This is a genomic window from Agrobacterium tumefaciens (genome assembly GCF_005221385.1).
GTDB classification, from domain to species: Bacteria; Pseudomonadota; Alphaproteobacteria; order Rhizobiales; family Rhizobiaceae; genus Agrobacterium; species Agrobacterium tomkonis.
The window spans coordinates 24,427-47,738 of sequence record NZ_CP039905.1; the positions used below are offsets into that span (position 1 = coordinate 24,427).

21 protein-coding genes are annotated in these 23,312 nt (G+C 63.1%); 16 read left to right on the forward strand and 5 right to left on the reverse strand.

Annotation, left to right across the window (positions count from 1 at the left end):
• Positions 1-247: 247 nt before the first annotated feature.
• From CFBP6623_RS25190 to CFBP6623_RS26980, 11 genes are all read left to right on the forward strand, one after another.
• On the forward strand, positions 248-562 hold the full coding sequence (locus tag CFBP6623_RS25190) for a DUF6117 family protein (RefSeq protein WP_062653619.1): 315 nt from the start codon (positions 248-250) through the stop codon (positions 560-562).
• The gene (locus CFBP6623_RS25195) at positions 546-950 is read left to right on the forward strand and encodes a hypothetical protein (RefSeq protein ID WP_062653620.1); all 405 of its coding nucleotides are present in this window, start codon (positions 546-548) and stop codon (positions 948-950) included. Before CFBP6623_RS25190 ends, CFBP6623_RS25195 begins: the two co-directional genes overlap by 17 nt.
• Before the next feature lie 98 nt (positions 951-1,048).
• A complete protein-coding gene (locus tag CFBP6623_RS25200) occupies positions 1,049-1,489 on the forward strand; it encodes a hypothetical protein (RefSeq protein WP_062653622.1) in 441 nt (146 codons plus the stop codon).
• Entirely contained in the window at positions 1,486-5,904 is a 4,419-nt protein-coding gene (locus tag CFBP6623_RS25210; RefSeq protein WP_080843288.1) for a bifunctional class I SAM-dependent methyltransferase/DEAD/DEAH box helicase, read from the forward strand. The genes CFBP6623_RS25200 and CFBP6623_RS25210 overlap by 4 nt, the downstream gene beginning before the upstream one ends.
• A 5-nt stretch (positions 5,905-5,909) precedes the next feature.
• Positions 5,910-6,947, forward strand: coding sequence for a DUF7146 domain-containing protein (locus CFBP6623_RS25215; RefSeq protein WP_062653626.1), 1,038 nt, complete (start codon positions 5,910-5,912; stop codon positions 6,945-6,947).
• A gap of 335 nt (positions 6,948-7,282) precedes the next feature.
• A complete protein-coding gene (locus CFBP6623_RS25225) occupies positions 7,283-8,218 on the forward strand; it encodes a DUF2493 domain-containing protein (protein ID WP_263647315.1) in 936 nt (311 codons plus the stop codon).
• A gap of 265 nt (positions 8,219-8,483) precedes the next feature.
• The gene (locus CFBP6623_RS25230) at positions 8,484-9,116 is read left to right on the forward strand and encodes a hypothetical protein (RefSeq protein ID WP_062653630.1); all 633 of its coding nucleotides are present in this window, start codon (positions 8,484-8,486) and stop codon (positions 9,114-9,116) included.
• 117 nt (positions 9,117-9,233) lie between these two features.
• A complete protein-coding gene (locus CFBP6623_RS25235; protein WP_062653632.1) occupies positions 9,234-9,500 on the forward strand; it encodes a type II toxin-antitoxin system ParD family antitoxin in 267 nt (88 codons plus the stop codon).
• Entirely contained in the window at positions 9,497-9,793 is a 297-nt protein-coding gene (locus CFBP6623_RS25240) for a type II toxin-antitoxin system RelE/ParE family toxin (RefSeq protein WP_062653634.1), read from the forward strand. Before CFBP6623_RS25235 ends, CFBP6623_RS25240 begins: the two co-directional genes overlap by 4 nt.
• Before the next feature lie 694 nt (positions 9,794-10,487).
• On the forward strand, positions 10,488-10,811 hold the full coding sequence (locus CFBP6623_RS25250; RefSeq protein ID WP_062653638.1) for a DUF736 domain-containing protein: 324 nt from the start codon (positions 10,488-10,490) through the stop codon (positions 10,809-10,811).
• A gap of 347 nt (positions 10,812-11,158) precedes the next feature.
• On the forward strand, positions 11,159-11,323 hold the full coding sequence (locus tag CFBP6623_RS26980; RefSeq protein WP_167373951.1) for a hypothetical protein: 165 nt from the start codon (positions 11,159-11,161) through the stop codon (positions 11,321-11,323).
• A gap of 33 nt (positions 11,324-11,356) precedes the next feature.
• Here CFBP6623_RS26980 and CFBP6623_RS25255 read toward each other — a convergent pair whose 3' ends face one another.
• Positions 11,357-11,635 carry an HU family DNA-binding protein gene (locus CFBP6623_RS25255; RefSeq protein ID WP_062653640.1) on the reverse strand — a complete coding sequence of 93 codons (279 nt, stop codon included), beginning with the start codon at positions 11,633-11,635 and terminating at the stop codon, positions 11,357-11,359.
• 131 nt (positions 11,636-11,766) lie between these two features.
• Positions 11,767-12,021, reverse strand: a complete 255-nt coding sequence (locus tag CFBP6623_RS25260; RefSeq protein WP_062653663.1) for a WGR domain-containing protein — start codon at positions 12,019-12,021, stop codon at positions 11,767-11,769.
• Positions 12,022-12,514: 493 nt separating this feature from the next.
• Between CFBP6623_RS25260 and CFBP6623_RS26985 the strand changes: the two genes are divergently transcribed.
• Positions 12,515-12,961, forward strand: a complete 447-nt coding sequence (locus CFBP6623_RS26985; protein WP_175414670.1) for a hypothetical protein — start codon at positions 12,515-12,517, stop codon at positions 12,959-12,961.
• Between the two features lie 50 nt (positions 12,962-13,011).
• Positions 13,012-13,257 (forward strand): hypothetical protein, encoded by a 246-nt coding sequence (locus CFBP6623_RS25270; RefSeq protein ID WP_062653642.1) that lies wholly within the window; start codon positions 13,012-13,014, stop codon positions 13,255-13,257.
• Here CFBP6623_RS25270 and traG read toward each other — a convergent pair whose 3' ends face one another.
• From traG to CFBP6623_RS25285, 3 genes are read right to left on the reverse strand one after another with little or no spacing between them, the layout of a single operon-like run.
• Positions 13,258-15,177 (reverse strand): Ti-type conjugative transfer system protein TraG, encoded by a 1,920-nt coding sequence (traG, locus tag CFBP6623_RS25275; RefSeq protein ID WP_062653644.1) that lies wholly within the window; start codon positions 15,175-15,177, stop codon positions 13,258-13,260. It abuts the gene before it with no gap.
• Positions 15,168-15,407: a conjugal transfer protein TraD gene (locus tag CFBP6623_RS25280; protein WP_062653646.1), complete on the reverse strand. Its 240-nt coding sequence runs from the start codon at positions 15,405-15,407 to the stop codon at positions 15,168-15,170. Before CFBP6623_RS25280 ends, traG begins: the two co-directional genes overlap by 10 nt.
• Positions 15,397-15,684 carry a TraC family protein gene (locus tag CFBP6623_RS25285; RefSeq protein WP_062653648.1) on the reverse strand — a complete coding sequence of 96 codons (288 nt, stop codon included), beginning with the start codon at positions 15,682-15,684 and terminating at the stop codon, positions 15,397-15,399. The genes CFBP6623_RS25280 and CFBP6623_RS25285 overlap by 11 nt, the downstream gene beginning before the upstream one ends.
• Before the next feature lie 223 nt (positions 15,685-15,907).
• On the opposite strand from CFBP6623_RS25285, the gene traA reads away from it, so the two are divergent.
• The 3 genes from traA to CFBP6623_RS25300 are packed head-to-tail and all read left to right on the forward strand — an operon-like array spanning position 15,908 to position 23,298.
• Complete coding sequence (gene traA / locus CFBP6623_RS25290; protein WP_062653651.1) at positions 15,908-20,524, forward strand: Ti-type conjugative transfer relaxase TraA; 4,617 nt, start codon at positions 15,908-15,910, stop codon at positions 20,522-20,524.
• Positions 20,525-20,554: 30 nt separating this feature from the next.
• A complete protein-coding gene (locus tag CFBP6623_RS25295) occupies positions 20,555-20,824 on the forward strand; it encodes a hypothetical protein (RefSeq protein ID WP_062653653.1) in 270 nt (89 codons plus the stop codon).
• A gap of 2 nt (positions 20,825-20,826) precedes the next feature.
• Complete coding sequence (locus CFBP6623_RS25300) at positions 20,827-23,298, forward strand: zeta toxin family protein (protein ID WP_062653655.1); 2,472 nt, start codon at positions 20,827-20,829, stop codon at positions 23,296-23,298.
• The last annotated feature ends 14 nt before the right edge of the window (positions 23,299-23,312 follow it).

Genomic DNA, 23,312 nt, shown 5'->3' on the forward strand with positions numbered 1-23,312 from the left:
ACGCAAAATCGTTAGTCAAAATCTGTCTTTCCTCCAGGCTCCGCACCAGGCCCGCATGTCCATCAGCGACGACCTCGAAGAAGCTGCGTCAGCGCGTGCGGCAGAGGGAGAGGGGGCAGAGGGGCAGTTGGGCTTGTCCAGCCGGTAGAGAGTTGCCCGGGCAGGCTACGTCGATTTTGAGCCGTCTATCAAATCGATCATCCATCCGCCCGGCAAAAGCCAGGCTTTTCCATCTCAGGAGGACAGAATGACTATACCGAGTTACGCTCAGACAAATTTCCGAACCTTGCTGCGCGCCGCGGCCGACGGCAATCTTGCCCTCATGGAGTGCCTCGACGCTCGAACGCGGGAACCTCGTTACGTGCTGTGCGCCGTCGGCGGCGACGGCACGGACCGCGTTCTAACGCCCTTCGGCCATCTTGCCGACGGAAACCCGTACGAGGCCTATTCCCCGCCTGATCCCGATGATCCCAGCGGTTTCCTGACCATGGTTCAGGCGGGAGCCGCCGCCGGTCCATCAACCAACAGCGCCGAAGAGGGTGGCGATGCAGACCCGGCGTAAACCGCGGCCCGGCGAGCGTCGGCATATCGCCCATTCGCTGTATTCGGCCAAGCTTGGCGCACACGATGAGGGGCGCTATCGCGTAACCCGATCCGGCGCTCCGGACGTGCCGGCCCTTGTCCGGTCCGGCATGGCGGTTCGCACCTCCTATGGCACGGGCGGCATTGTCATCGCGGTCGAGGGCCCCGTCGTCTATCAGGCGCCCGATGGCCGGGACTACGAGCATTTTACGATCGTCTATGTTCCGACCGCCCGCTTCGGCCACCATTCGACGACCGATCACCGCTGGATCAACGAGTGTGTTGCCGTTGGCGATCGCATCCTGATGCTCTTCGAAGCCAATAGCGATGAGGTCTTCGTCGAGGCTGCAACCGTCGGCCCGCCCTAGGTGTCGCCGGCGAAGAGCCGTCCGCGACGTCGTTTTTCTGAACAAGGTCCGGTGCTCCCAAGGAGCGCCGGGCCTTTCCGCATTTTAAGGAGAGTAACATGTCCATTCGAGCCATCGATATTCGCCGCCCGGCCGCAGAGCCGGTATTCCTGAACTTCCGTTCCGAGGTCGTCCGGCCGGTCTGCTTCGCCGTCGTCTATTGGGACGGCCCGGGCGATACGATCTACGCCTTCGAGGACAGGACTGCCTTCGAGCGCCAGCGCGCCACGGCGGAGCGGCATTGCGTCCACGTCCAAGAGCTGTCGGTCGGGCAGGCGGCAGACTGGATCGCCGCCGGAGGCAAGGCCGTCCTGCACGAAGTGTCGGTTTCGGGCACTGCGGCGTTTGGAAACCTGAAGCTCGCGCCCGGCTGGTGGCCGGGCGCCCGCCGCCTTGCGTTGGGCAGAGGGGGAGAGGGGCCGGAAAGAGATGACCTGCTGGGGCTTGGAGAGCGTCCGGGCGGGTCTGTCCCTTCCCGCTCTCGACAGGATCTCCCATGAACATCGTTTCTTCTCGCGCTGCCACCGCCGCAGTTGTTTCTCCGGCTCCGGCAGATCAGATTGGCCGCGCGGCAAAACTTGCTTGCGCCGGTGAGCAGCTTCTGACGTTTCTCGAACGTGGCCAGCCCATCGGCGCAGCCGACCTTCGCACCATTCTGACCGATGTCTTCGGCGGCTCGGATGCCGAAGGCTTCTGGTCCTGGAAAGACGCCTACGAGGCGACGGAGGCCGCACAGGTCCTGTTCCTGCGCAAGTTCGGCGTGGCCATCGCCGCCCGCGCCCACGCACCGCAGGGGACGCTCTCGATGCTGACGAAGGTCGCGAGCCAGATCCCCACTCATACGCGGCGCTCGGAGGAAAGCCAGCATCTCCAGCAGTTGTCGACGCCGATCCCCTTGGCCTTCGTCGCGGCCCGCGCCGCCGGCATCATGGCGGACGATACCGTGCTGGAGCCGTCTGCCGGGACCGGCCTGATGGCGGTCTTCGCCGAGCTCACGCGTGCGCGTCTCGTTCTCAACGAATATGCGCCGGTGCGCCGCGGCCTGCTGGAGCAGCTCTTCCCTGGAACAACCGTGTCGCAGCATGACGCGGCCCACATCGACGACTATCTCGATCGCGCCGCTCGCCCGTCCGTCGTCCTGATGAACCCACCGTTCTCCGCCGGGATCCATGTGGAAGGGCGAATGGCCGACGCCGCATGGCGTCATCTCGCCTCCGCCTTCGCGCGGCTTGCGCCCGGCGGCCGCCTGGTCGCGATCACCGGCTCCAGTCTGTCTCCCGACAACCCCAAATGGCGCGACGCATTCGTCCGCCTGCAGGAGTGCGGCACCGTGCTCTTCAGCGCGGCGATCGACGGCCGCGTGTATGTCCGGCACGGCACGACGATGGAAACCCGACTGACGGTGATCGACAAGATCGCCGCCGCCGATCCGACGCGCCTCATCGCCTCGCAGGGCACCGCTCCCGATCTCGAAACCCTGCTCTCATGGATCTCCGACCTCCCGCCCCGCTCGCCATCGACCGCGCCGAACTCGATCGGCGCATTGTCGAATGGCATCCTGCGCGCCTGCGCGGCGAAAATGGCAGCCCGAACAGCCGGTGAGACCCTGCGCCCTGCTGCGGTCGCCGCTCCCGGCCTTCGTCTTTCACCGCCTGCTCCTTCATCCCTCCCCACATCCGCCGCGTCGATGCCTGCCCGCATCGCTGACGAGATCGTCGAACTCTCGTATGAGCTACGTGAGGCAGCGTGGACGAACCAGACCGACGTCGCCGACGGCATCTACGAGCCCTATCGGCTGCAGGCGATCCACATCCTGGACGCGAAGCCGCACCCCGACAAACTTGTCGAATCCGTCGCCATGGCGTCGGTCGCGCCGCCGAGGCCGACCTATCGGCCGCATCTGCCGAAGCGTGTCGTCACCGGCGGAGACCTCTCCGACGCCCAGCTCGAAAGCGTCATCTATGCCGGCGAGGCGCATTCCGGCTATCTCGCCGGCCATTGGACGGTCGACGCCAGTTTTGACAACCTGAAAGCCGTCAAGCCTGACGGAGAAGGCGCCCGCCGCTTTCGTCGCGGCTGGTTTCTCGGCGATGGCACCGGAGCCGGCAAAGGCCGCCAGGCCGCCGGTATTATCCTCGACAACTGGCTCAAGGGCCGTCGTCGGCACCTGTGGATCTCCAAGTCCGAGACCCTGATCGAGGACGCCCAGCGCGACTGGGCGGCACTCGGGCAGGAGAAGCTGCTGGTCACACCGCTGTCGCGCTTCCGGCAGGGCAAGCCAATCACGCTTGATGTGGGCATCCTGTTCGTCACCTTCGCGACGCTACGGACCGACGAGCGCGAGGGCAAGCGGTCACGCGTCCAGCAGATTGTGGACTGGCTGGGAGAAAATTTTGACGGCGTCATCGTCTTTGACGAGGGCCATTCGATGGCCAATGCCGCCGGCGGCAAGTCCGAGCGCGGCGAAAAGTCGGCCTCGCAACAGGGCCGCGCCGGCCTGCGGCTGCAGCGCGCGCTCCCCGATGCCCGCGTCGTTTACGTCTCGGCGACCGGCGCGTCCGAGGTGGAGTCGCTTGCCTATGCCGAACGCCTCGGCCTTTGGGGCGGCGCCGATTTCCCGTTCTCGACCCGTTCCGAGTTCGTTGCCGCAGTCGAGGATGGCGGCGTGGCGACCATGGAAGTGCTCGCGAGGGATCTCAAGGCGATGGGGCTCTACGCTTCCCGCTCGCTGTCGTTCGAGGGTGTCGAGTACGACATCCTCGAACACGAACTGAGCGAGGAGCAGGTTCGCATCTACGATGCCTATGCCGAAGCCTACCAGGTCATCCACAATCACCTCGACCAGGCGCTGGAGGCGTCCGGCATCATCTCCAGCGGCGGCACACTCAACAGACAGGCCAAGGCGGCCGCGCGCTCCGCCTTCGAAAGCACCAAGCAGCGCTTCTTCAACCACCTGCTGACGTCGATGAAGACGCCTTCGCTGATGAGCGCGATTAGATCGGATGTGGAGGAGGGCCACGCCGCGATCGTCCAGATCATTTCCACCGGCCAGTCGATCACCGAGCGCCGGCTGGCGGAGATCCCGACCGCGGAATGGAACGACATCCAGGTTGACGTCACGCCGCGCGAGATCGTCGCCGAATACCTCAACAACTCGTTCCCGACCCAGCTCTTCGAGGAATATTCCGACGCCGAAGGCAATCTTTTGTCCCGGCCGGTCTACGACGCCGACGGCAATCCGGTCCTGTGCCGCGAGGCGGTTGCGCGCCGGGACGCATTGCTTGAACGGCTCGGCAGCCTCCCGGCGATCCCAACCGCGCTCGATCAGATCGTCCAGACGTTCGGGACTGCCCAGGTCGCCGAGATCACTGGCCGCACGCGCCGCATCGTGCGCCGTGACGACGGCGGCACGATCGACCGCTTCGCCGTCGAAAGCCGGCCGGGCAGCGCCAATCTCGACGAGACCCGCGCCTTCATGGATGACGAGAAGCCGATCCTGGTCTTCTCGGAGGCCGGCGGCACGGGGCGCTCCTACCATGCCGACCTCGGTGCGAAGAACCAGCGCCTGCGCTTGCACAACCTTCTCGAAGCCGGCTGGCGCGCCGACGTCGCCATCCAGGGTCTCGGCCGCAGCCACCGCACCAACCAGGCGCAGCCGCCGAAATTCCGGATGATCGCCACCAACGTCAAGGCCGAACGGCGCTTCCTGTCGACGATCGCCCGGCGCCTCGACACGCTCGGCGCCATCACCCGCGGGCAGCGGCAGACGGGCGGACAGGGGATGTTCAGGAGCGAGGACAACCTCGAATCCCAATATGCCCGCGATGCGCTGCGGCAATTCTACAGGCTGATCCACGGCGGCGGCGTCGCCGGCTGCTCGCTGGAGACATTCGAGGCGATCACCGGCCTGTCGCTGACGTCAGAGGAAGGCGGGCTCAGGGACGAGCTGCCGCCGATCCACACCTTCCTGAACCGCATGCTGGCGTTGACGATCGCCATGCAGAACCTCCTGTTCGAGGCTTTCGAACAACTGCTGGCAGGCCGCATCGAAGGGGCGATCGCCGCCGGCGTCTATGACAGGGGGCTTGAGACGTTGACTGCGGACCGAATGACGGTGAAGGAGCGAAGGCTCATCTACACTCATCCCGTCACCGGCGCGCAGTCGCATCTTCTGACCATTGAACGCATGGATCGCAACAAGCCGATGCTGCTTGCCGATGCCTTGGGACTAGTTCAGCGCGATCCGCGGGCAAGGCTGATGGTCAACGGCAAGTCCGGCCGTCCGGCCGTCCGGATCCCGACGCGGTCGATCATGCTCGATGACGGTTCGGTGCAGCCGCGCGTCGCGCTCGTCCGGCCGATGGACGAGATCCGTTTCGAACTGCGCCAGCTCGAAGAGACGAACTGGGAGGAGACGGACGAGCAGAGTTTTGCCGCTGCCTGGGAGGCAGAGGTCGCCGCTCTTCCAGAATTCTCCCTGTCGACGATGCACGTCGTCTCCGGCCTGCTCTTGGCGATCTGGAAACTGCTGCCGCAGGACCATTGCAGGGTCTATCGTCTTCAGACCGACGAAGGCGAGCGCATCGTCGGTCGGCTTGTCTCGTCCGAAGGGCTTTCCAGGCTGTGCCGCAACTTCGGGCTCGACCAGACCGTGGCGGTCAGCGCCGCCGAGGTGTGGCACTCGCTGCTCGCCGGCGACATGACGCTGCGACGCGTTCGGGTGATGAACGATTATCGCGTCGAGCTCACCGGCTTCACCGATGGCATGCGCGACCGGCTGAGATCCATGGGCCTCTTCTCCGAGATGATTGCCTGGAAGCTCCGCTTCTTCATCCCGGCGTCGGAGGACGGGCAGGCGGTCCTGTCGCGCCTCCTCGAACGCCATCGCGTCGTCGACGTCGCCGGCCGGGCCTGACCGTCATGCTGTCCGCTTCCGAACTTGCCGACCGTCTCGCGCGCCATGCCGAGGCGGTCTGCCGCCACTACCTCTCCGCCGGCCGCCGGGCTGGCAACTACTGGGTCGTTGGGGACACTGCCAACAATAAGGGCAAATCGCTCTACGTCCACCTCACCGGGCCGCGAGCAGGGCGATGGGCCGATGCGGCGACATCGGAATATGGCGATCTGCTCGATCTCGTGCGCGAGACCTGCGGTCTGATCGACTTCCGCGATGTCGCGGACGAGGCGCGACGTTTCCTGAACGAGCCCCAGCCCGGACCGGGCGCGCCCCGCGGGCAAGAGACTTCCGACAGCCAGCCAGCTGAAAGACCGGCCGCCGAACGCGCAAGACGCCTGTTCCGCATGACGCAGCCACTCTCCGGCACGCTTGCCGACAGCTACCTGCGCCAGCGCGGCATTCTTCGAGGGGCTCAGCACGCGGCGCTGCGCTTCCATCCCTCATGCTACTACCGGGATCTGGAAACCGGGCGGACACGCGCCTTGCCCGCACTGATAGCCGCCGTCACAAATCCCGCCGGCGGCATCACCGGCGTGCATCGCACATGGCTCGACCCCAATGGCGACGGAAAGGCGAAGATCGACGATCCCCGCCGCGCGCTGGGCGGGCTTCTTGGCAATGCCGTGCGCTTTGCCTTTCCGGCCTCTGGCCCTGTACCTGTCATGGTCGCGGGGGAAGGCCTGGAAAGCATCCTGTCGCTGTCGCATGTGATGCCCGGCCTGCCGATGGTCTCGGCGCTGACGGCCAATCACCTGGCCGCCTTCCGGACGCCGGACGGGTGCTTGCGCCTCTACGTTGCAGCCGACGCGGATGCGGCCGGGCGGCATGGCATCGAGGGACTGAGCCGCCGGGCGCAGGCGCTCGGGATCCTGCCGCTTGTGCTCACCCCGGAACTCGGCGACTTCAACGAGGATCTGCGTCGGCTTGGACCTGACCGGCTGATCGCAAATCTCCGCGCCCAGCTGTCCTCTGAGGATGCTAAGGCCGCTCTGCTTGCGTGACAGGGCCGGGAGGCAGGCGGTGAACGCGGGTGGGGCCGGCATTGCGTTGCGTAAGCACCGATCGTGCCGGTCTCAGTCTGGGTGGCGCGCCTGCGGGGCCTGCCGAGAGGCGACCCTTACCAGGGGGCTGTTGGGCCTTCAGCGGATCGGTCTGGTTTCTTCCCCGCGCCGGCTCGCCGGCGCTCCTCGCGGGCCAAGAAACCCTCCCTCAACCGCCCGGCGCTTGCGCTGGGCCGCTTCGCTTCGCTCGCGGTTCCGGCCCGCCCGCCGCCTGGACAGGGATCGCCGTCAGGCCGCGAGAGGCGCGGCCCAAACCGACGGAGACCATCGTGAACATGACGCTTCCCATCGACGACGCCTTCGAACCGCACCACGCATCGTCGCCAACCGACCGCTTCATCTACGAAATGCAGATCTACGGCCATCGCCCCTTCCAGGACGAGCCGGACCCGCGACGGCTGCCCGAGGAGCCGACCGTTCAGTCCGCGCTGACCGCGATCTTCGACGCTCTCTACGAGATGCTCGGAGACACGCGGCTGGAACCCGATCTCGAAGACCTGATGTGGTCGGTTCCCAATCTCTTCCATCGCGCCGGCGAGCGCATCCAGCGCGATCTTCAGCGCAACGAGGATGCCCAGCGTACCGGCCAGCGTGAGCAGGATGGCTCGGAGGTCAAGAGCGTCGAGCTTGAGCGGCATGTCGCCGAAGGCATCACGCTCCTCGAACGCCGCAATGCCTTTGAGTTCATGCGCGATGTCGCTGCTGACCTGTTCGAAGCGCACACCGGATCGACATGGCGGCCGCGCACGGGGTCCAAGGTCAGCCATGCCAACATGACCGCGGCAATGATCGACTCCAGAGACTTCCTCTCCGCCCGCCGGCGCGCCGAGACCGAAGTGCTGATCCCGACCGGCACCAAGATCGCTGTTGGCGGCGGCATGGATTACAATGACCATGAGCGGATCTGGGCCGCACTCGACAAGGCCCATGCCAAATATCCCGATCTAGTCCTGCTGCACGGCGGTTCGCCGAAGGGTACTGAGCGCATCGCCGCTTGCTGGGCCGAGACCCGCAAGGTGACGCAGATCGCCTTTAAGCCCGACTGGACGAAACACGCCAAGGCGGCCCCGTTCCGCCGCAACGATGCCATGCTCTCGGTCATGCCGGCAGGCGTCATCGTCTTTCCCGGCTCCGGGATTACCGACAATCTTGCCGACAAGGCTCGCCGGCTCGGCATCCCGGTCTGGAGCTTCGGCGGAGACAGTGCTTAAGCGGTCCCTTCGGAGGCCGTGCGGTCCGTGCGCAGCGGCCTCTGAAATACTCCAGGGTCATCATATGGCCGAGTGATTCCGAATTATCGCGCGCAAGGGCTTCAACGTTGCCCCTGAAGGCACTGGCCCGGTATGGTTGATGTAGCACGTCCGGATGCTATAGTTCGGTCAGGATATCGTATGATTGACGAGGAGTGCTATGCCGAACTCTGTTTCATCGTTCGAACAGCGACGCTCATCTCTTCGTCGAGCGGAGATATTCGTCATGTTTCCATTCCGCACAGCCGTCGTGCTCGGCGCTCTTGGGTGTGTGAATTTCGCGCTTGTTTTCAGGCACCAGGAAAGCCCATCGTGGCTGGCGGCCGCAGCAACAGTCGGAGTGTGGATTCTTGTGTCGGCGAGTACTCTTCGCTCAGTGATCGCACTGACAACCTCGCCGGACTGCCGCTACAACCGTGGTGCGAGTCTAACTGTTGCGTTGATCGGGAAGTTCATATCCGCTCTGCCAGGACTGAAGCGCGGGTATCTTGAGATGAGGTTCACGGATCCGGCCTCATCGATACGCTTCCGTTTTCCATGGCAGATGAAGCATAGCGCCGTTTCGCCGTCGCTCCGATGCATAGAGGTCCTTATTCTCGCAGTGGGGGCCACGCCTTTCGTGCTGATCCTTCTCGCCTTCGGCTTGATTGTCGGCAATGCCGATCTATGGGGACCGGTAGTCGAACAACCTGCTTTTGTGATCATTATCGCTTTCGGATGGGTGATTGTTGTTCTGAGCGCTATCGCCGTCTTGTTTGTTTTAATCGACGCAATGTTTCTGCTCTTTGCCGAAGCCATCAAGCCGGATTTCGCGAACAGAGCACACAGAATAGGAAGCTGGTTAGCCTCTCTCCGTTGACTTCATTCAGTCGGCCAGTCTTCAACATTCCACGTTGAGGTACATCCAGTTGGCGAGCATTGATAATAGTTGATAAATCTATTATGCTTTGCGAACACAATCGACGGAGATTTTGACATGATCAGTGCCGATTTGGGCAAGCAGCTCGAAAGCTATATCCAGCAGCTTGTCGATACAGGTCGCTATGGGTCCAAGAGCGAAGTGCTACGCGAGGGCGTGCGGCTTGTGCAGGACAGAGAAACGAAACTGGCCGCACTTGATGCATCGATTATGCGCGGGTTGGCCGATGCTGACGCTGGCCGCACGAAGCCAGCCAGCGAGGTGTTTGACCGCCTGGAGGCCAAATATCGTGCGATGGCTGCACAGGATGAACGGTCCGCATGATCGTTGAATTTTCCGGCGAGGCGGAAAGCGATCTTGAACAAATTGTGGATTACATCGCCAAAGATAATCCGCGCCGGGCGCTCTCATTCGTACAGGAATTACGCGGCAAGTGCGAAGCATTGGCCTACAACCCATTGGCGTTTCCTCTGGTACCCCGATACGAAGGTTACGGCATTCGCCGCCGGGTACATGGGAACTATCTGATTTTCTACCGTGTGGACGCCGAACAAGTGGTCATTGTCCATGTCTTGCATGGTGCATTGGACTACGCTGCCGTACTCTTTGAAAAATAAGCAGATGCTTTGGAACTGCGGATCGGCAAGCTCGGGGACGCATTCCTTTTTGACTTGTCCAGGTCCAGTCGCCTTGTGATCTCCGATGGTCTGGCTCCGTCGACGAAGTCGTCCCAGTTCGCTCGGTACTGCTGGCCTGCCGGTAGACAGCGTGCCAGAGGGTCTCTAGTTCCGGGTGTCTGGGCGATAACCGGGCAGCTAGCAAAGATTGCGCATCGGATACGAGCGCATGCAGCGCCACCAGATATTGCCGCACGGTTGGCAATGGACAAAGACGGTCGCGGTGCCGATCGTCGCGGACCGCGAAGGGATGGCAAGGCGGAAGCGTCACCGCATGCCTTTCAACCGGGAGCGGTCGCCAGGGAGGTGGCGTTGAAGCGGATAGTGGCGAAGGGATTGATGGAGCTGTACGGCCGCTTCGCACAGTGCCGGACCGGGCAGGCATGATGTCTTGCCCTTCGATTGCCCCGAACCATTCCCGTTGTATGTCGCTCGTATAGACGACCGCCCGCTTTTGCGGCCAACCCCTGAAGGGGTAAGACTCGCCCGAAATTTTTGCAAAATTCTATTTCGGTTCCTTGTGTTGGCGGAAAATACAATTTTGCAAAATTTTCAGGCGAGCTGACCGCAGCAGATCGGCCGTCTCTTCGTGCGCCATCGGGAATGGTCCCGAGCAACCGAAGGAGACAGAACCATGGCCACCACGATCGCAACGCTCACGCAGAAGACCGACGGCATCCTCGAAGGCGTCTTCGCCACCATCCGGGTCAACGCCCCGATCGCCATCGTCCCGAACGCCAACAAGGCGAGCGAAGAAGCCCCCGACTACCGCGTCATCCACCGCAAGACCGGTTTCGAAATCGGCGCCGGCTGGAACCGCATCGCCCGCCAGACCGGCGAGGAATATCTCTCGGTGAAGCTGGAGGCCCCCGAGATCGGCGTGATCTTCGGCAACCTCGCCCAGGCCCCCGGCGGCGATCCGGCGAAGAAGGTGATCCTCTGGAACAACCCGAACTGAACGGCACGCAGCCGGCCCTGAGCGATCGGGGCCGGCTTCGGCATTTTTGTGCCAGCCGACCCCGCGTGGTCACGGGAGCGAAAGCGGGCATCGAGCCCCTTCCGCTCCTCTCCGGTGGCAAACGAGACCAAACTTTGTCTGCTCAGTCCGTCCAAGGGTGCCATGGCGACCCGAATGCCTCAAGGACGAGCGGTTCCCCCAATTTTCAGCCGCAGCCCCTGCGGGACCACGTCAGAAAATCGGCTCCCCCACTCGCCGCCTCCGGCGGTCGCGTTCCGCGCTCCTTGACCCCTCCGGCCCGCCATGACCGCGGGCGGCGTCTTTCACAAACATCAAGGAGATGACCAATGTCGATCGATCAGCACATTGAGGAACTGCGGGCCGAACTGCGAAACGCCGTCCATCACAACGAGCGCCGCTGGATCGAGAAGGAACTGGCGAAGGCACTGGCCGAGCGCGAGACGCTCTGGGCCGCGCAGGCAGCCTTCCTCAAGAACGAGCCGCCCTTCTAGGGCGGCGTCACGCTTCCGGCGCGCTCGGCGGCTTCAGCCGTTGAGCGCGTCCTTCACGGATTTGGCCGGCGTGAAGGTCAGCTTCTTCGACGCTGCGATCTTGATTGTCGCTCCCGTCGCCGGATTGCGGCCTTCACGCGCTGGCGTCTCTTTCACCTTGAATTTGCCGAAACCCGGCACGTTCGTCTCAGCGCCGCTCTTTGCCGCTTCGCCGATCTGCCGGAACACGCTGTCGACGATAGCTTTCGCCTGTGCTTTGGTCAGGTTCTGTTCGCCGGCGATCTTGTCCGCGATCTCGGTTGCTGTCGTCATGGAAGAAATCTCGTTACCAGGTTGATGATCCCTTCCTGTATCGCAATCGGCCAGCGGCGATGGTAGGGGCAAAGAATACAGTACCGCCCTGAATCCACTGGAAATCGACGTTTTCGTCGTGTCACCTGCCTTCAGGTCGTACCATCATCCCGATATCCCCTTCGGCGTTTTGCCTTTTGAAGCCGCATCGCGGCAGTTGCGGCATCGTTGTCGCTGTCGAAGGTTTCGATCTTCGACTGGCCGTTCGTGCCGATCCGGCCCCAGTTGCGGATGACTGATGCGCCACCGAAGAGCGTCGGCTGGATCGCGAGCACATAGAAGCGCCGCATGTTCTGTGACGGATCGATGCGGCGAAGATGAATTGTTCCTGTATCCTCATTTTCCATGATCGGAGTCTTGCTTCCTTTGGAAGACCCGTCCAACGACTTCTTTGAATCGATCCGCCCCGACTGATTCATTGCAGTGATGATTGGTGGGTTTAATCCGGTGTCTTCCGTAAAGAAGGTTCGGGCGAGGCCCTTGCTGGGCGCGGCTCTACTCGCGCCCGAATGGGCGCTCCCGGAGCCCGCAAGCGGTCTCCGCGCATCCGCGTGACGATCCTCTCGCGATGTGGAACGACCAGGAGGCAACTGGACCGTGTTCAGCTCCGTCGCCACCCCCAAGAAAGAAAAAAAGGCGGCGCCAGAAAATCGGCTGCGCGCTCGTCGCCCGGCGGCCTGACCCCTCTCTGTCTCTCGTCATGCGGACAAGACGTGTCCGGTACACGCCAATGCTTGCGCAGCGTTTTTGCCGGAGCTAGACTCACGCAAACAAGCAAGTAAATCTTACCGCCACGTTCGGCCCGGGGCTTGCCGGCTACTTGCAACAGGAGGCGCATCGATGACCGCTGAACCTTGCTCATGCGAGTCGGCTGTTGAGGAATCTCATCAAAATCCCCGTGGCCGTATCCTACGGTTCACCGCGAGGCTACCCTTTGCCATTTTTCGCGTCATCGTTTGGGCGCTGCTCTACAGCGCATGGTACATGCTATTTTTCATCCTCTGCATGCTCCGTCCGTTCATCGGGATGGCTGTGGCGGCGGCGGTCGTGATGGTGCCGCTCTCCATTGCAGCCTTCGTGAAACCGGAGGTCGCGAACGGTATGCCATTCTGGGCCTTTATCCTGATGACGCTCGGCTTTGTCGGCTTCGCCATCGGTTATACCATCTTCCTCGGCTGGATCACGCCGCCCGGCGCCGCCGACCCTTTCGCGCGGTATCGCCGTCCAGCCGATAAGGCGACTTTCTCCGAGTTGGGACGGCTCGCTTTCGCCGCTCGTAGCGGCTAAGCTCCGCGAGAACAGACGCCCCATCGAAGATAGACTAGTGAGAGAACGTTATGTCGACCATCGAGAAAGCTGCAGCTTCAACAACCACAATACAGGACCATGCCGGTACAGCGTTGGAGGCCCTGCAGTCCGGCTTCAACGGCCGCATCGTGAACGGCTATGGTATCTATGTCGATCCTTCGGGCCGGCGTCGCGATCTCCTTGAAGCACGAAAGGCGATCGATGCGGCGCTGGCGGTCATGGAAGCCGCGAAGTGGCCGACCGAGGCTGAGTACGACTTGGCGGAACAAGCCTGATCACGGTTCCGCTTTGACGAAACGGTTGGCTCTCGCAGCCTGATCCATCTCCTTGCGCCGGAAGTAGATCGCGCGTCCGCAACGGATCGGGCTGTGCCCCTGCACGATGATGATCTGCTCGTCCTTGCGCATCGACTGCGTGATTTCGTGCGGCATGATCAACGGCCGACGTTGGAAATTGACATTCTCCGATTTGCGCGACGCGCTGTTCTTCGTATCCCAGCCGATGTTGCGCGAGCTTCCCTTCACCTCGACCGTCATCTCGCCGCATTGCGCCGAGACGTTGCGCGCCGTGTCGAGCGCCTTGATCGCCGCGTAGCTTGCAAAAGCACATCCATCGATCCATGATGTCGCACCATCCTTCCCGAAATGCCGTTCCAACTGGCCGACAGACTGGTACATCAGCATCATCGAAATCCCGTATTTGCGACCGCGATCGCGCGCCTCTTCGAGGACGCGCATGTAGCCGAGCAGGTCGACCTCATCGAGCATGAACAGCGCCCGACGTTTGAACCCGCCGTCAGCCTGAATCATCGCATTGATCAGCGCGCCGATGATCACCCGGCCGATGCCCGGATAGGAGCGCAGGATCGACGCCGGGATATTCAGAAAAACGTCCTTTGTGCCAGTAACGATATCGCTTGATGTGAAGGCACTGCCGCAGACCAGTGCTGCATAGCTGTCGAGTGACAGCCATTGCGTATCTTTCGACGCCGTCGAATAGACGCCGCTGAACGTTTGTTCGGTCATGTTGGTGAACACGCCCAAGGTTTCACGGATAAAGGTCGATCCCGAATTCTCCTGAATGTCGCGTAGCATGGCCAGCACCGATGGCTCGGGCTCGGAGACGATCTGGCGCAGGCTGCGGAGGTTTCGCCGGCCAGTATAGTCCGGCGATAGCATGACGTGGGCGAGGAGTCCCGTCAGCAGATTGTGCGCCTGGCTCTGGAAGTAGGAGCCGGTCGAGCTTTCGAAGCGAACGCTCTCCGACAAGAGCATATGGGCGACACCGACGATGTCTTCTTCTTTCTGTTTTGACGTCTCGATCCCGTCGAGCACGTTGAACCCCATGATCGGGTTCGTCGGATCGAGCACCATGACCTCGCGGCCGAGCTTGGCTGTGCGATGCTCGACCACCATTGGCGCGACCTCGGTGGAAGGATCGAGGCAGATCAGCGGACCGGTATAGCGCAGCGCCGTCGGCACGACATTGCTCGTCGTTTTGTAGCCTCCCGATCCTGCGAAAAACAGCATATGGGTGGAATCGAAGTCTTGCCCATAGGTGAGCAACGGGGCCTTGCCGCCTTGCCCCCAGGTCGAGCGATCATTCGGATCGAAGGGCAGTTCATGCACGATTTCCTTGTCGACGCGGTAACGCTCGCCGACGACGATCTCGCCGTCCGGCGGAAAGAGTTTTCCGGCGGCCGACATCGAAAGCCAGTCCGCATCGCCGAAGGTCGCGCGCCGCGCCCGCTTGACCTGTTCGGGAACGACGGAGGAGATGCGGGCCGAGGCCGCAACCGCCATGAAGCCGCCCAAGGCTCCCACCACGGCAACCATGTCGAGATAGGAAAGGGCATAGTCCCAACTGACGAGACCGCGCTCGACCGATGGAGCGAGACGGCCGAATTCTCGCAAGGCATAGAAGCCGACGACGCCGAGAAAGCACAACAGGCTCACCATGGCTATGGGCCGCCGGCGATGCATGGGCAAGGCCCAGACCGTCAACAGGCCGGCGAGCGGCCCGAACAGAAGCGCTGGTAACGGGGCGGCGCGCAGAAACCAGTATGCCGTTTTGCCCGACATCCCGGTCGCCAATCCTGTCCAACGCCAGCCGGCGATATGGACGGTGATCGCAGTGACAACGACCGGCACGAGGGTCAGCAACAGGCTCGGATGGAGTTTTCCCTTCAATGCCATTCCAGCATCTCCCCGGCATGCGCGGGCTCGCTCTTTAGAGCGGGTGCCTTGAAGGCCTTTTCGCCGATATCGCGCAGCCGCCGGTGTTCGGGAGAGCCGGTTGCCACGCGCGCCAGTTCGAGCAGGCCACCAAGCAGGAAGGCCCGGTCGGCTTTCGACAGGCCTGCCTTGACGACGATGCCGCCGAGCAGGAATTTTTCCCGCGCCTCCTGTTTGCGGTCAGCCGTCATTTGAAACCGCCTCCGCCGTTCCAGCCCCACTATCTGCCGGTCGACGCGCCGGAGCAGCTGCGCCACCAGAACCTTTCTTCTCTTCTTTCCGAAATCGCGCGGCGATCTCCTCGAAGATGCGATCGACCTCCTCATCGGCGATCTCCATCTCCGCCAGCCCCGACTTCGTGGCGGCCCTGGCGAAGCGCTCGGCGGATTTAACTATCAGAGAACGCCTGCGTTCGCGCAGCTTCTCGATCTGGGCGTCGATATCCAGAATTGATGATTTTGCGGCCATCTGCGTATCCTTTTCCGTCGCGACAATCTTCAGATTTATCTATTATACTGACTAGAATACGATAGTAAAATAAGCTACCTTGCACAAGTCCCCAAAACGTCGATGCCGGAATTCCGGCTTGGGCCGTCTTCCGGAAAAGCGGCATCGGCCCTGCGGGCCGATCGGTTTGAGGGCGCAATATACGTCGCTGGCGCGACGTGCTCGGAGATGTCTGGAGACGGTAGTGGCGATTATGTTCGTCAGAGCGCAGGTGATCAGCAGGGGAGCGGGACGCAGCATCGTCTCGGCCGCCGCCTATCGCCACCGCGCCCGGATGATGGACGAACAGGCCGGAACGTCCTTCAGCTATCGGGGCGGGGCGTCGGAACTGGTGCATGAGGAACTGGCGTTGCCGGACCAGATGCCGGCCTGGCTGCAATCGGCCGTCGACGGCAGATCCGTCGCCAAGGCGAGCGAGGCACTCTGGAACGCGGTCGATACCTTCGAGACGCGGGCGGACGCGCAGCTTGCCCGCGAGCTGATCATCGCGCTGCCGGAGGAACTGACGCGAGCGGAGAACATCGCGCTGGTGCGCGAATTCGTCCGGGACAATTTTATCTCAAAGGGCATGATCGCGGACTGGGTGCTTCACGACAAGGACGGCAATCCGCATATCCATTTGATGACCACTTTGAGGCCGCTGACGGACGAGGGGTTCGGGCCGAAGAAGGTGCCGGTGCTGGATGCAGACGGCGATCCGCTACGCGTGGTGACGCCCGACCGGCCGAACGGCAAGATCGTCTACAAGCTCTGGGCCGGCGACAAGGAAACCATGAAGGCGTGGAAGATCGCCTGGGCCGAAACCGCCAATCGGCACTTGGCGCTTGCCGGCCATGAGATCCGCCTCGACGGCCGCTCCTATGCCGAACAGGGCCTGGATGGCATCGCGCAGAAACATCTCGGGCCAGAGAAAGCGGCGCTGGCGCGCAAGGGTGTCGAGATGTATTTCGCGCCGGCCGATCTTGCGCGACGGCAGGAGATGGCAGACCGGCTGCTCGCGGAACCGGAGCTGCTGCTGAAGCAGTTGAGCAATGAACGCTCCACCTTCGATGAGCGCGATATCGCCAAGGCCCTGCATCGCACCGTCGACGATCCCTTGGATTTCGCCAATATCCGCGCGCGGCTGATGGCCTCGGACGACCTGGTGCTGTTGAAGCCGCAGCAGGTCGATACCGAAACGGGGAAGGCGACGGAACCGGCGGTCTTCACGACGCGGGAAATCCTGCGCATCGAATTTGATATGGCGCAGTCGGCGCAGGTTTCATCGGCGCGCCGCGGTTTTGTCGTTTCCGACCGGGCGATTGCGGCTGCGATCAAAAAGGTCGAAACCCAGGATCCGGAAAAGGCGTTCCGTCTTGATCCGGAGCAAGTGGACGCCGTCCGTCATGTCACCGGAGACAACGGCATCGCCGCCGTGGTCGGGCTTGCCGGCGCGGGCAAGTCGACATTACTGGCGGCGGCCCGCGTCGCCTGGGAAAGTAATGGCCGCCGAGTGATCGGTGCGGCGTTGGCCGGCAAGGCAGCGGAAGGGCTGGAGGACAGTTCCGGCATCAGGTCGCGGACACTCGCTTCCTGGGAAATGGCCTGGGCCAGTGGACGCGAATTGCTGGGTCGCGGTGATGTGATGGTGATCGACGAAGCCGGCATGGTGTCGTCGCAGCAGATGGCGCGTGTCCTGAAGATCGCTGAGGAGGCGCAGGCGAAAATCGTCCTGGTCGGTGACGCCATGCAGCTTCAGCCGATCCAGGCGGGTGCGGCGTTCCGGGCGATCACCGAGCGGATCGGCTTTGCCGAACTTGCCGGTGTGCGCCGCCAGCGCGATGAGTGGGCGCGCGATGCCTCGCGTCACTTCGCCCGCGGTAAAATCGAAGAGAGCCTCGACGCCTATGCGCAGCAGGGCCGCATCGTCGAGACGGAAACCCGCGCCGATCTCGTCGAGCGCATCGTTGCCGATTGGACGGCTGCCCGCCGCGAGCTACTTCAGAAATCTGCCGATGGCGAACATCCTGGCCGCCTTCGTGGCGACGAACTGCTGGTGCTAGCGCATACCAATGTCGACGTGCAGAAGCTCAACGCGTTCCTGCGCAAGGTTATGATGGAAGAGGGCGCCCTGACCGGTGCGCGTGAATTCCAGACGGCGCGCGGGGTGCGCGAGTTCGCCGCCGGCGATCGGATCATCTTCCTCGAAAACGCCCGCTTCCTTGAGCCGCGGGCAAGGCGGCTCGGTCCGCAATATGTCAAGAACGGCATGCTCGGCACGGTCGTTTCCACTGGCGACAAACGCGGCGATCCGTTGCTGACCATACATCTCGACAATGGCCGCGACATCGTCATCAGCGAGGCCAGTTATCGCAATATCGATCACGGCTACGCCGCAACCATCCATAAATCTCAGGGCGCCACCGTCGACCGGACCTTCGTGCTCGCCACCGGCATGATGGACCAGCATCTGACCTATGTGGCGATGACGCGCCATCGCGACCGCGCCGACCTCTATGCCGCAAGCGAGGACTTTGAAGCGAAGCCGGAATGGGGGCGGGAGCCGCGTGTCGATCATGCTGCCGGCGTCACCGGTGAGCTCGTGGAAACCGGGGAGGCAAAATTCCGGCCGCATGATGAGGATGCGGACGAGAGCCCCTACGCCGATGTGAAGACGGATGACGGAACGGTCCGTCTCTGGGGCGTGAGCCTGCCAAAGGCGCTGGAGGATGCCCGCGTCTCGGATGGTGACACGGTGACTCTGCGCAAGGGCGGCGTCGAAAGGGTCAAGGTCCAGGTTCCCATCTTCGATGAGAAAACCGGGCAGAAGCGTTTCGAGGAACGCGAGGTCGACCGGAATGTCTGGACTGCCAAGCAGATTGAAACCGCCGAAGTCCGCCTGGAGCGGATCGAGCGGGAAAGCCATCGGCCGGATGTGTTCAAGCAACTGGTCGAGCGCCTCTGCAGATCCGGTGCCAAGACGACCACGCTCGATTTCGAGAGCGAGGAAGGCTACCGGGCGCATGCGCGGGATTTCGCGCGGCGGCGTGGGATCGACACGCTCGCCGAGGTCGCGGCCGGGATGGAGGAGGGAGCTTCCCGGCGGCTGGCGTGGATTCTGGAAAGGAAGGAGCAGGTGGCGAAGCTCTGGGAGCGGGCGAGCGTTGCGCTTGGTTTCGCGATCGAGCGCGAACGGCGCGTTTCCTACAACGAGGCTCAGAACGAAACCCTCGCAGCAGACGTCGGGGCGCGCGGGAAATATCTGATCCCGCCCACCACCCTGTTCGTCCGCAGCGTCGAAGAGGATGCGCGCCGAGCGCAGCTTGCCTCGGAACGGTGGAAGGAGCGGGATGTGATCCTGCGGCCGGTGCTCGAGAAAATCTATCGCGATCCGGATCAAGCGCTCGTCCGCCTGGACGCGCTGGCGTCGGATGCTGGCATCGAGCCGCGCAGGCTCGCCGAGGATCTCGCCGTTACATCGGATCGCCTCGGTCGTCTGCGGGGATCGGACTTGATGGTAGATGGTCGCGCAGCGCGCGACGAGCGCAACATTGCCAAGGCCGCCATGGCGGAATTGCTGCCTCTGGCGCGCGCCCATGCGACCGAGTTCCGCAGGCAGGCGGAGCGCTTCGGCATCCGCGAGCAGCAGCGCCGTGCGCACATGTCCTTGTCGATCCCGGCGCTGTCGAAACAGGCGATGGCGCGTCTGGTCGAAATCGAGGCGGTGCGCGACCGCGGCGGAGACGATGCCTACAAGACCGCCTTCGCCTTTGCCGTGGAGGACCGCTTGCTGGTCCAGGAGGTCAAGGCCGTCAACGATGCCTTGAGCGGACGCTTCGGCTGGAGTGCCTTCACCGCGAAGGCGGATGCGACCGCCGAGCGCAGCATGGTCGAGCGGATGCCGGAGGATCTTGCTCCCGAGCGCCGCGAGAAGCTCACCCGCCTGTTCGCCGTCATCAGGCGTTTTGCGGAAGAACAGCATCTGGCCGAGCGGCAGGACCGCTCGAAGATCGTTGCCGGCGCCAGCGTCGCGCTGGACAAGGAGACCGCGCCCATGTTGCCGATGTTCGCCGCTGTGACCGAATTCAAGACACCAGTGGAAGAGGAGGCCCGGGGGAGGGCGTTGGCTGCTTCTCACTATCGCCATCATCGCGCAGCACTCGCCGAGACCGCGACGCGCATCTGGCGTGATCCGGCCGGCGCGATTGGCAAGATCGAGGAGCTTGTCATGAAGAGCTTTGCCGGCGAGCGCATCGCGGCGGCGGTCAGCAACGATCCCGCTGCCTACGGTGCGCTGCGCGGCTCCGACCGCATCATGGACAAACTGCTCGCCGTCGGCAGAGAGCGGAGGGACGCCCTTCTGGCCGTGCCGGAAGCCGCAGGCCGCGTCCGTTCGCTCGGCGCATCTTATGCCAGTGCCCTCGAGGCCGAAACTAGAGACATCACCGAGGAGCGCCGGCGCATGGCGGTCGCCATTCCCGGTCTGTCGCAACCAGCCGAAGACGCGCTCAGACAGTTGGCGGCGGAGATGAAGAAGAAGAACGCCAAGCTCGCCGTCGCGGTGAGTTCGCTCGATCCCCGCGTCGCCCAGGAATTCACAGCCGTCAGCCGTGCGCTCGACGAGCGCTTCGGTCGCAATGCGATCTTGCGGGGCGAGAAGGACGTCATCAATCGGGTACCGCCGGCGCAGCGTCGCGCCTTCGAGGCGATGCACGAGCGACTGAAGGTTCTGCAGCAGACGGTGCGTATGCAGAGCAGCCAAGAAATCATAGCGGAGCGCCAGCGGCGTGTCCTCGATCGCGCCCGCGGCGTCATCCGTTGAGAATTTTGAAGAAAGCCGAAGGAGAAGAAAATGGCTGAACAGGAAATCTCTTACGACGCGATCGTTCGCGCCGAGATCGCCATCGAACTCATCAACCAGGCGCGCGCCATCGTCACGGCACGCGTCTACGAACTCGAAGAGCAGGATCCCGGCGCCGCCGAAGACCTGCGCCGGCGCCGGCGCGACCTCATCGAATTGCAGCAGAGCATCCGCGTCGCCGATCGTGACACGGTCGAAAACCTGATCGCTGTCTGGGGACCGCGCGTGAAGGACGAGGCCCGCTTCTGGGCGGAGTTCTGACCATGGCGGAGGAGACGGTTTCCGGTCTGCTCTCGCCAGAGAAGAACGAGAGCATCTTTCGTAACGACATTGTGCAAGACTATCTGCCGGACGCAATGAGGCCGGCGCAGCGCCCGCGCCTGATCTTGCTCGGCGGTCAGCCGGGCGCCGGCAAGACGGCGGTTCTGATCGCGAGCCATGCGGAGCTCGAGCAATCGGGATCGACGATCCGCATCATCGGCGATGATCTCAGGTCCTATCATCCGCAATTCCCAGTCTTCCAGCGACAGGATCCGGAAACTGCGTCACAGTTCACTCAAGGTGATGCCGGTCGCTGGACGGAAAAGCTGTTGGCGGCCGCGGTCGCGCGTCAGGTCAACATCGTCTTCGAAACGACGATGCGCACCCCGGAAAACGTCGCCCGGGTCATCGGTGTGGCGCGTGAGGCCGGTTATAACGTCGAGGTACGCGCCGTCGCCGTCAATCCGCGGCTCAGCTGGCAGGGCAACCACTATCGCTTCGAGGAAATGCTGCGCGCTGGAGACGCGGCGCGCGTCCCGCCGCAGCATATTCACGACGCCGCAGTCGACGGGCTTCGCATCAGCCTGGAGAAAGTGGAGAGTGAGCGCCTGGTCGACCGGGTGCAGTTGCTGACACGCGGCGGCACGATCCTTTACGACAATGAAATGCACAATCGCGAATGGTCCCGCACTTCCGGCGCCAGGCAGGCGCTCGAGGTGGAACAGTCGCGCCCGATGACTCGAGCCGAGCTGCAGCGCTTTGCCGATGACTGGAGCTATGTGCTGAGCCGGATGGAAGAACGCCATGCTCCCGACGACCGTATCGCGGCGGTCAGGGCACGTGCTGTCGAAGACGTGAACTTTCTGCTCACGCAACGGCGTGAGACAAATGGAGAGGAGGGCACGCAGCGGGGACGGACGATCTTCCAGCGTCAGGCCGATGCGCTGGCCCTCTTTGTCGAACTTTACGACGGTGGTTCACGCGACGCAGTACGCCGGCCGATCGGCGACATAGAGGCTCATGCCATCGGCCGGCTCACGCAGACTTACATCGCCCTGAAGTTGGTCGAAGCCGCCAGCGGCCTCGGCCTTTTGCCGGAGGACGGGAAGATTGTCGCAACGCGCGCCATGGTCCAGGACAAGCGCGCGACCCAAGAGTTTCCCGCGGCGCACCGCCTGCCCGCGGATATCGCCGTTGAAATGCAGGACGGCACGCGCCGGCGGCTCACGGATCATTTTGACGTCGAGCTCAATCGCGTCGCTGTCGATCGCGAGGTGTTCAGTCGAACCGATCGCCTGTCGCGTCTCGCCAATGTCGCGGATTCTTGGGTGGAGGCTGCCGGGATGCGCAAGACGCTCGCTCGTGCCGCTAATGCGGTCGCCAGCGGCGGCATGTCGGCCGACGCGGCGATGTCCGAAATCGTCGAGCCGGGTTATGCGGCGGCAAATGCACAGGCCAGCCGGCGCCTTGATCGGAACATGGCGCTTGCCGAGCGCGCGGCGATCGCGACTCTGGTCATCGATGAGAAAGGAGAGCCATTTCGCGCAATGCGGGACGATCTTCGGCTACGAACGGCCGATCTAAACAATCGGGCACGGGCGAAGGCCATGATGGAGGCGGCTCTGGCCGAGACGGCACGGCACGGTCATCTTGGTCCGGAACAGCGGCGAACCGCCGAAGAGTTTGTTCGCGGGATTGCCGAAAACGAACGAAATCTCGGAATGCACCAAGCACCGGGTCGGGGCGCCCCGCAACCCGACGTCCTCGTGCCAGCGCGGCAATTGCCCGACCTGACCGAGCCGGAGGTCGCCGATCGCCTGCGCGTTTCCTCGCGGCTGGCCGACAAACGCGCCGAGATCGAAAACCTCTCGCGGCTTGTGTTCGGCAACAGCCAGGCGCTGTCGGCATCGGTCGATCGGATCACCGATGCACGCAGTGGCGCGGCCGCCAGCGACGATATGCGCGATGGCAGGCTGGGCGATCTCGCCGGTGAGGGACGAAAATGGTTGCGTGGCCCTAACCTTGATCGCCAGACAGCCGAAGCCCATGCGCCGCAACTTGCGGCGGCACTTGCCGATTATGGTCTGGCGGTGGATTTCGAGCGGCATCAGATAATGACGCAGCGCCGCGAGGAACAGGTGAGGCAGCGTGTGGAGATTCCGCAGCCTTCTGCAGCATTGATGGAAGTCCTGGGAACAGAAAAACAGGAACAAGGCCGGCGATTAAGCGCTGAGCCGGTTTTGAGACGTGAGCTCGAATCTTTGACGCTGGCAATCGCCAAACGGCTCTCTCCTGCGGAGAAGACGGACCTAAAGGACGGCAATATAGGCAGATTGGCTTCATCTCTGGGGATATCGCCGGAGCAGGGAATAGCATTGCGTGGAATCCACGAGCGATTGGGGGTGGTGCAGCAAAGGGCGCTGCGGCAAAACCGCGACCTTTCCCGTGCAAATCAACTCGATATCCGGCGCTAGAGTGCAAACAGTCA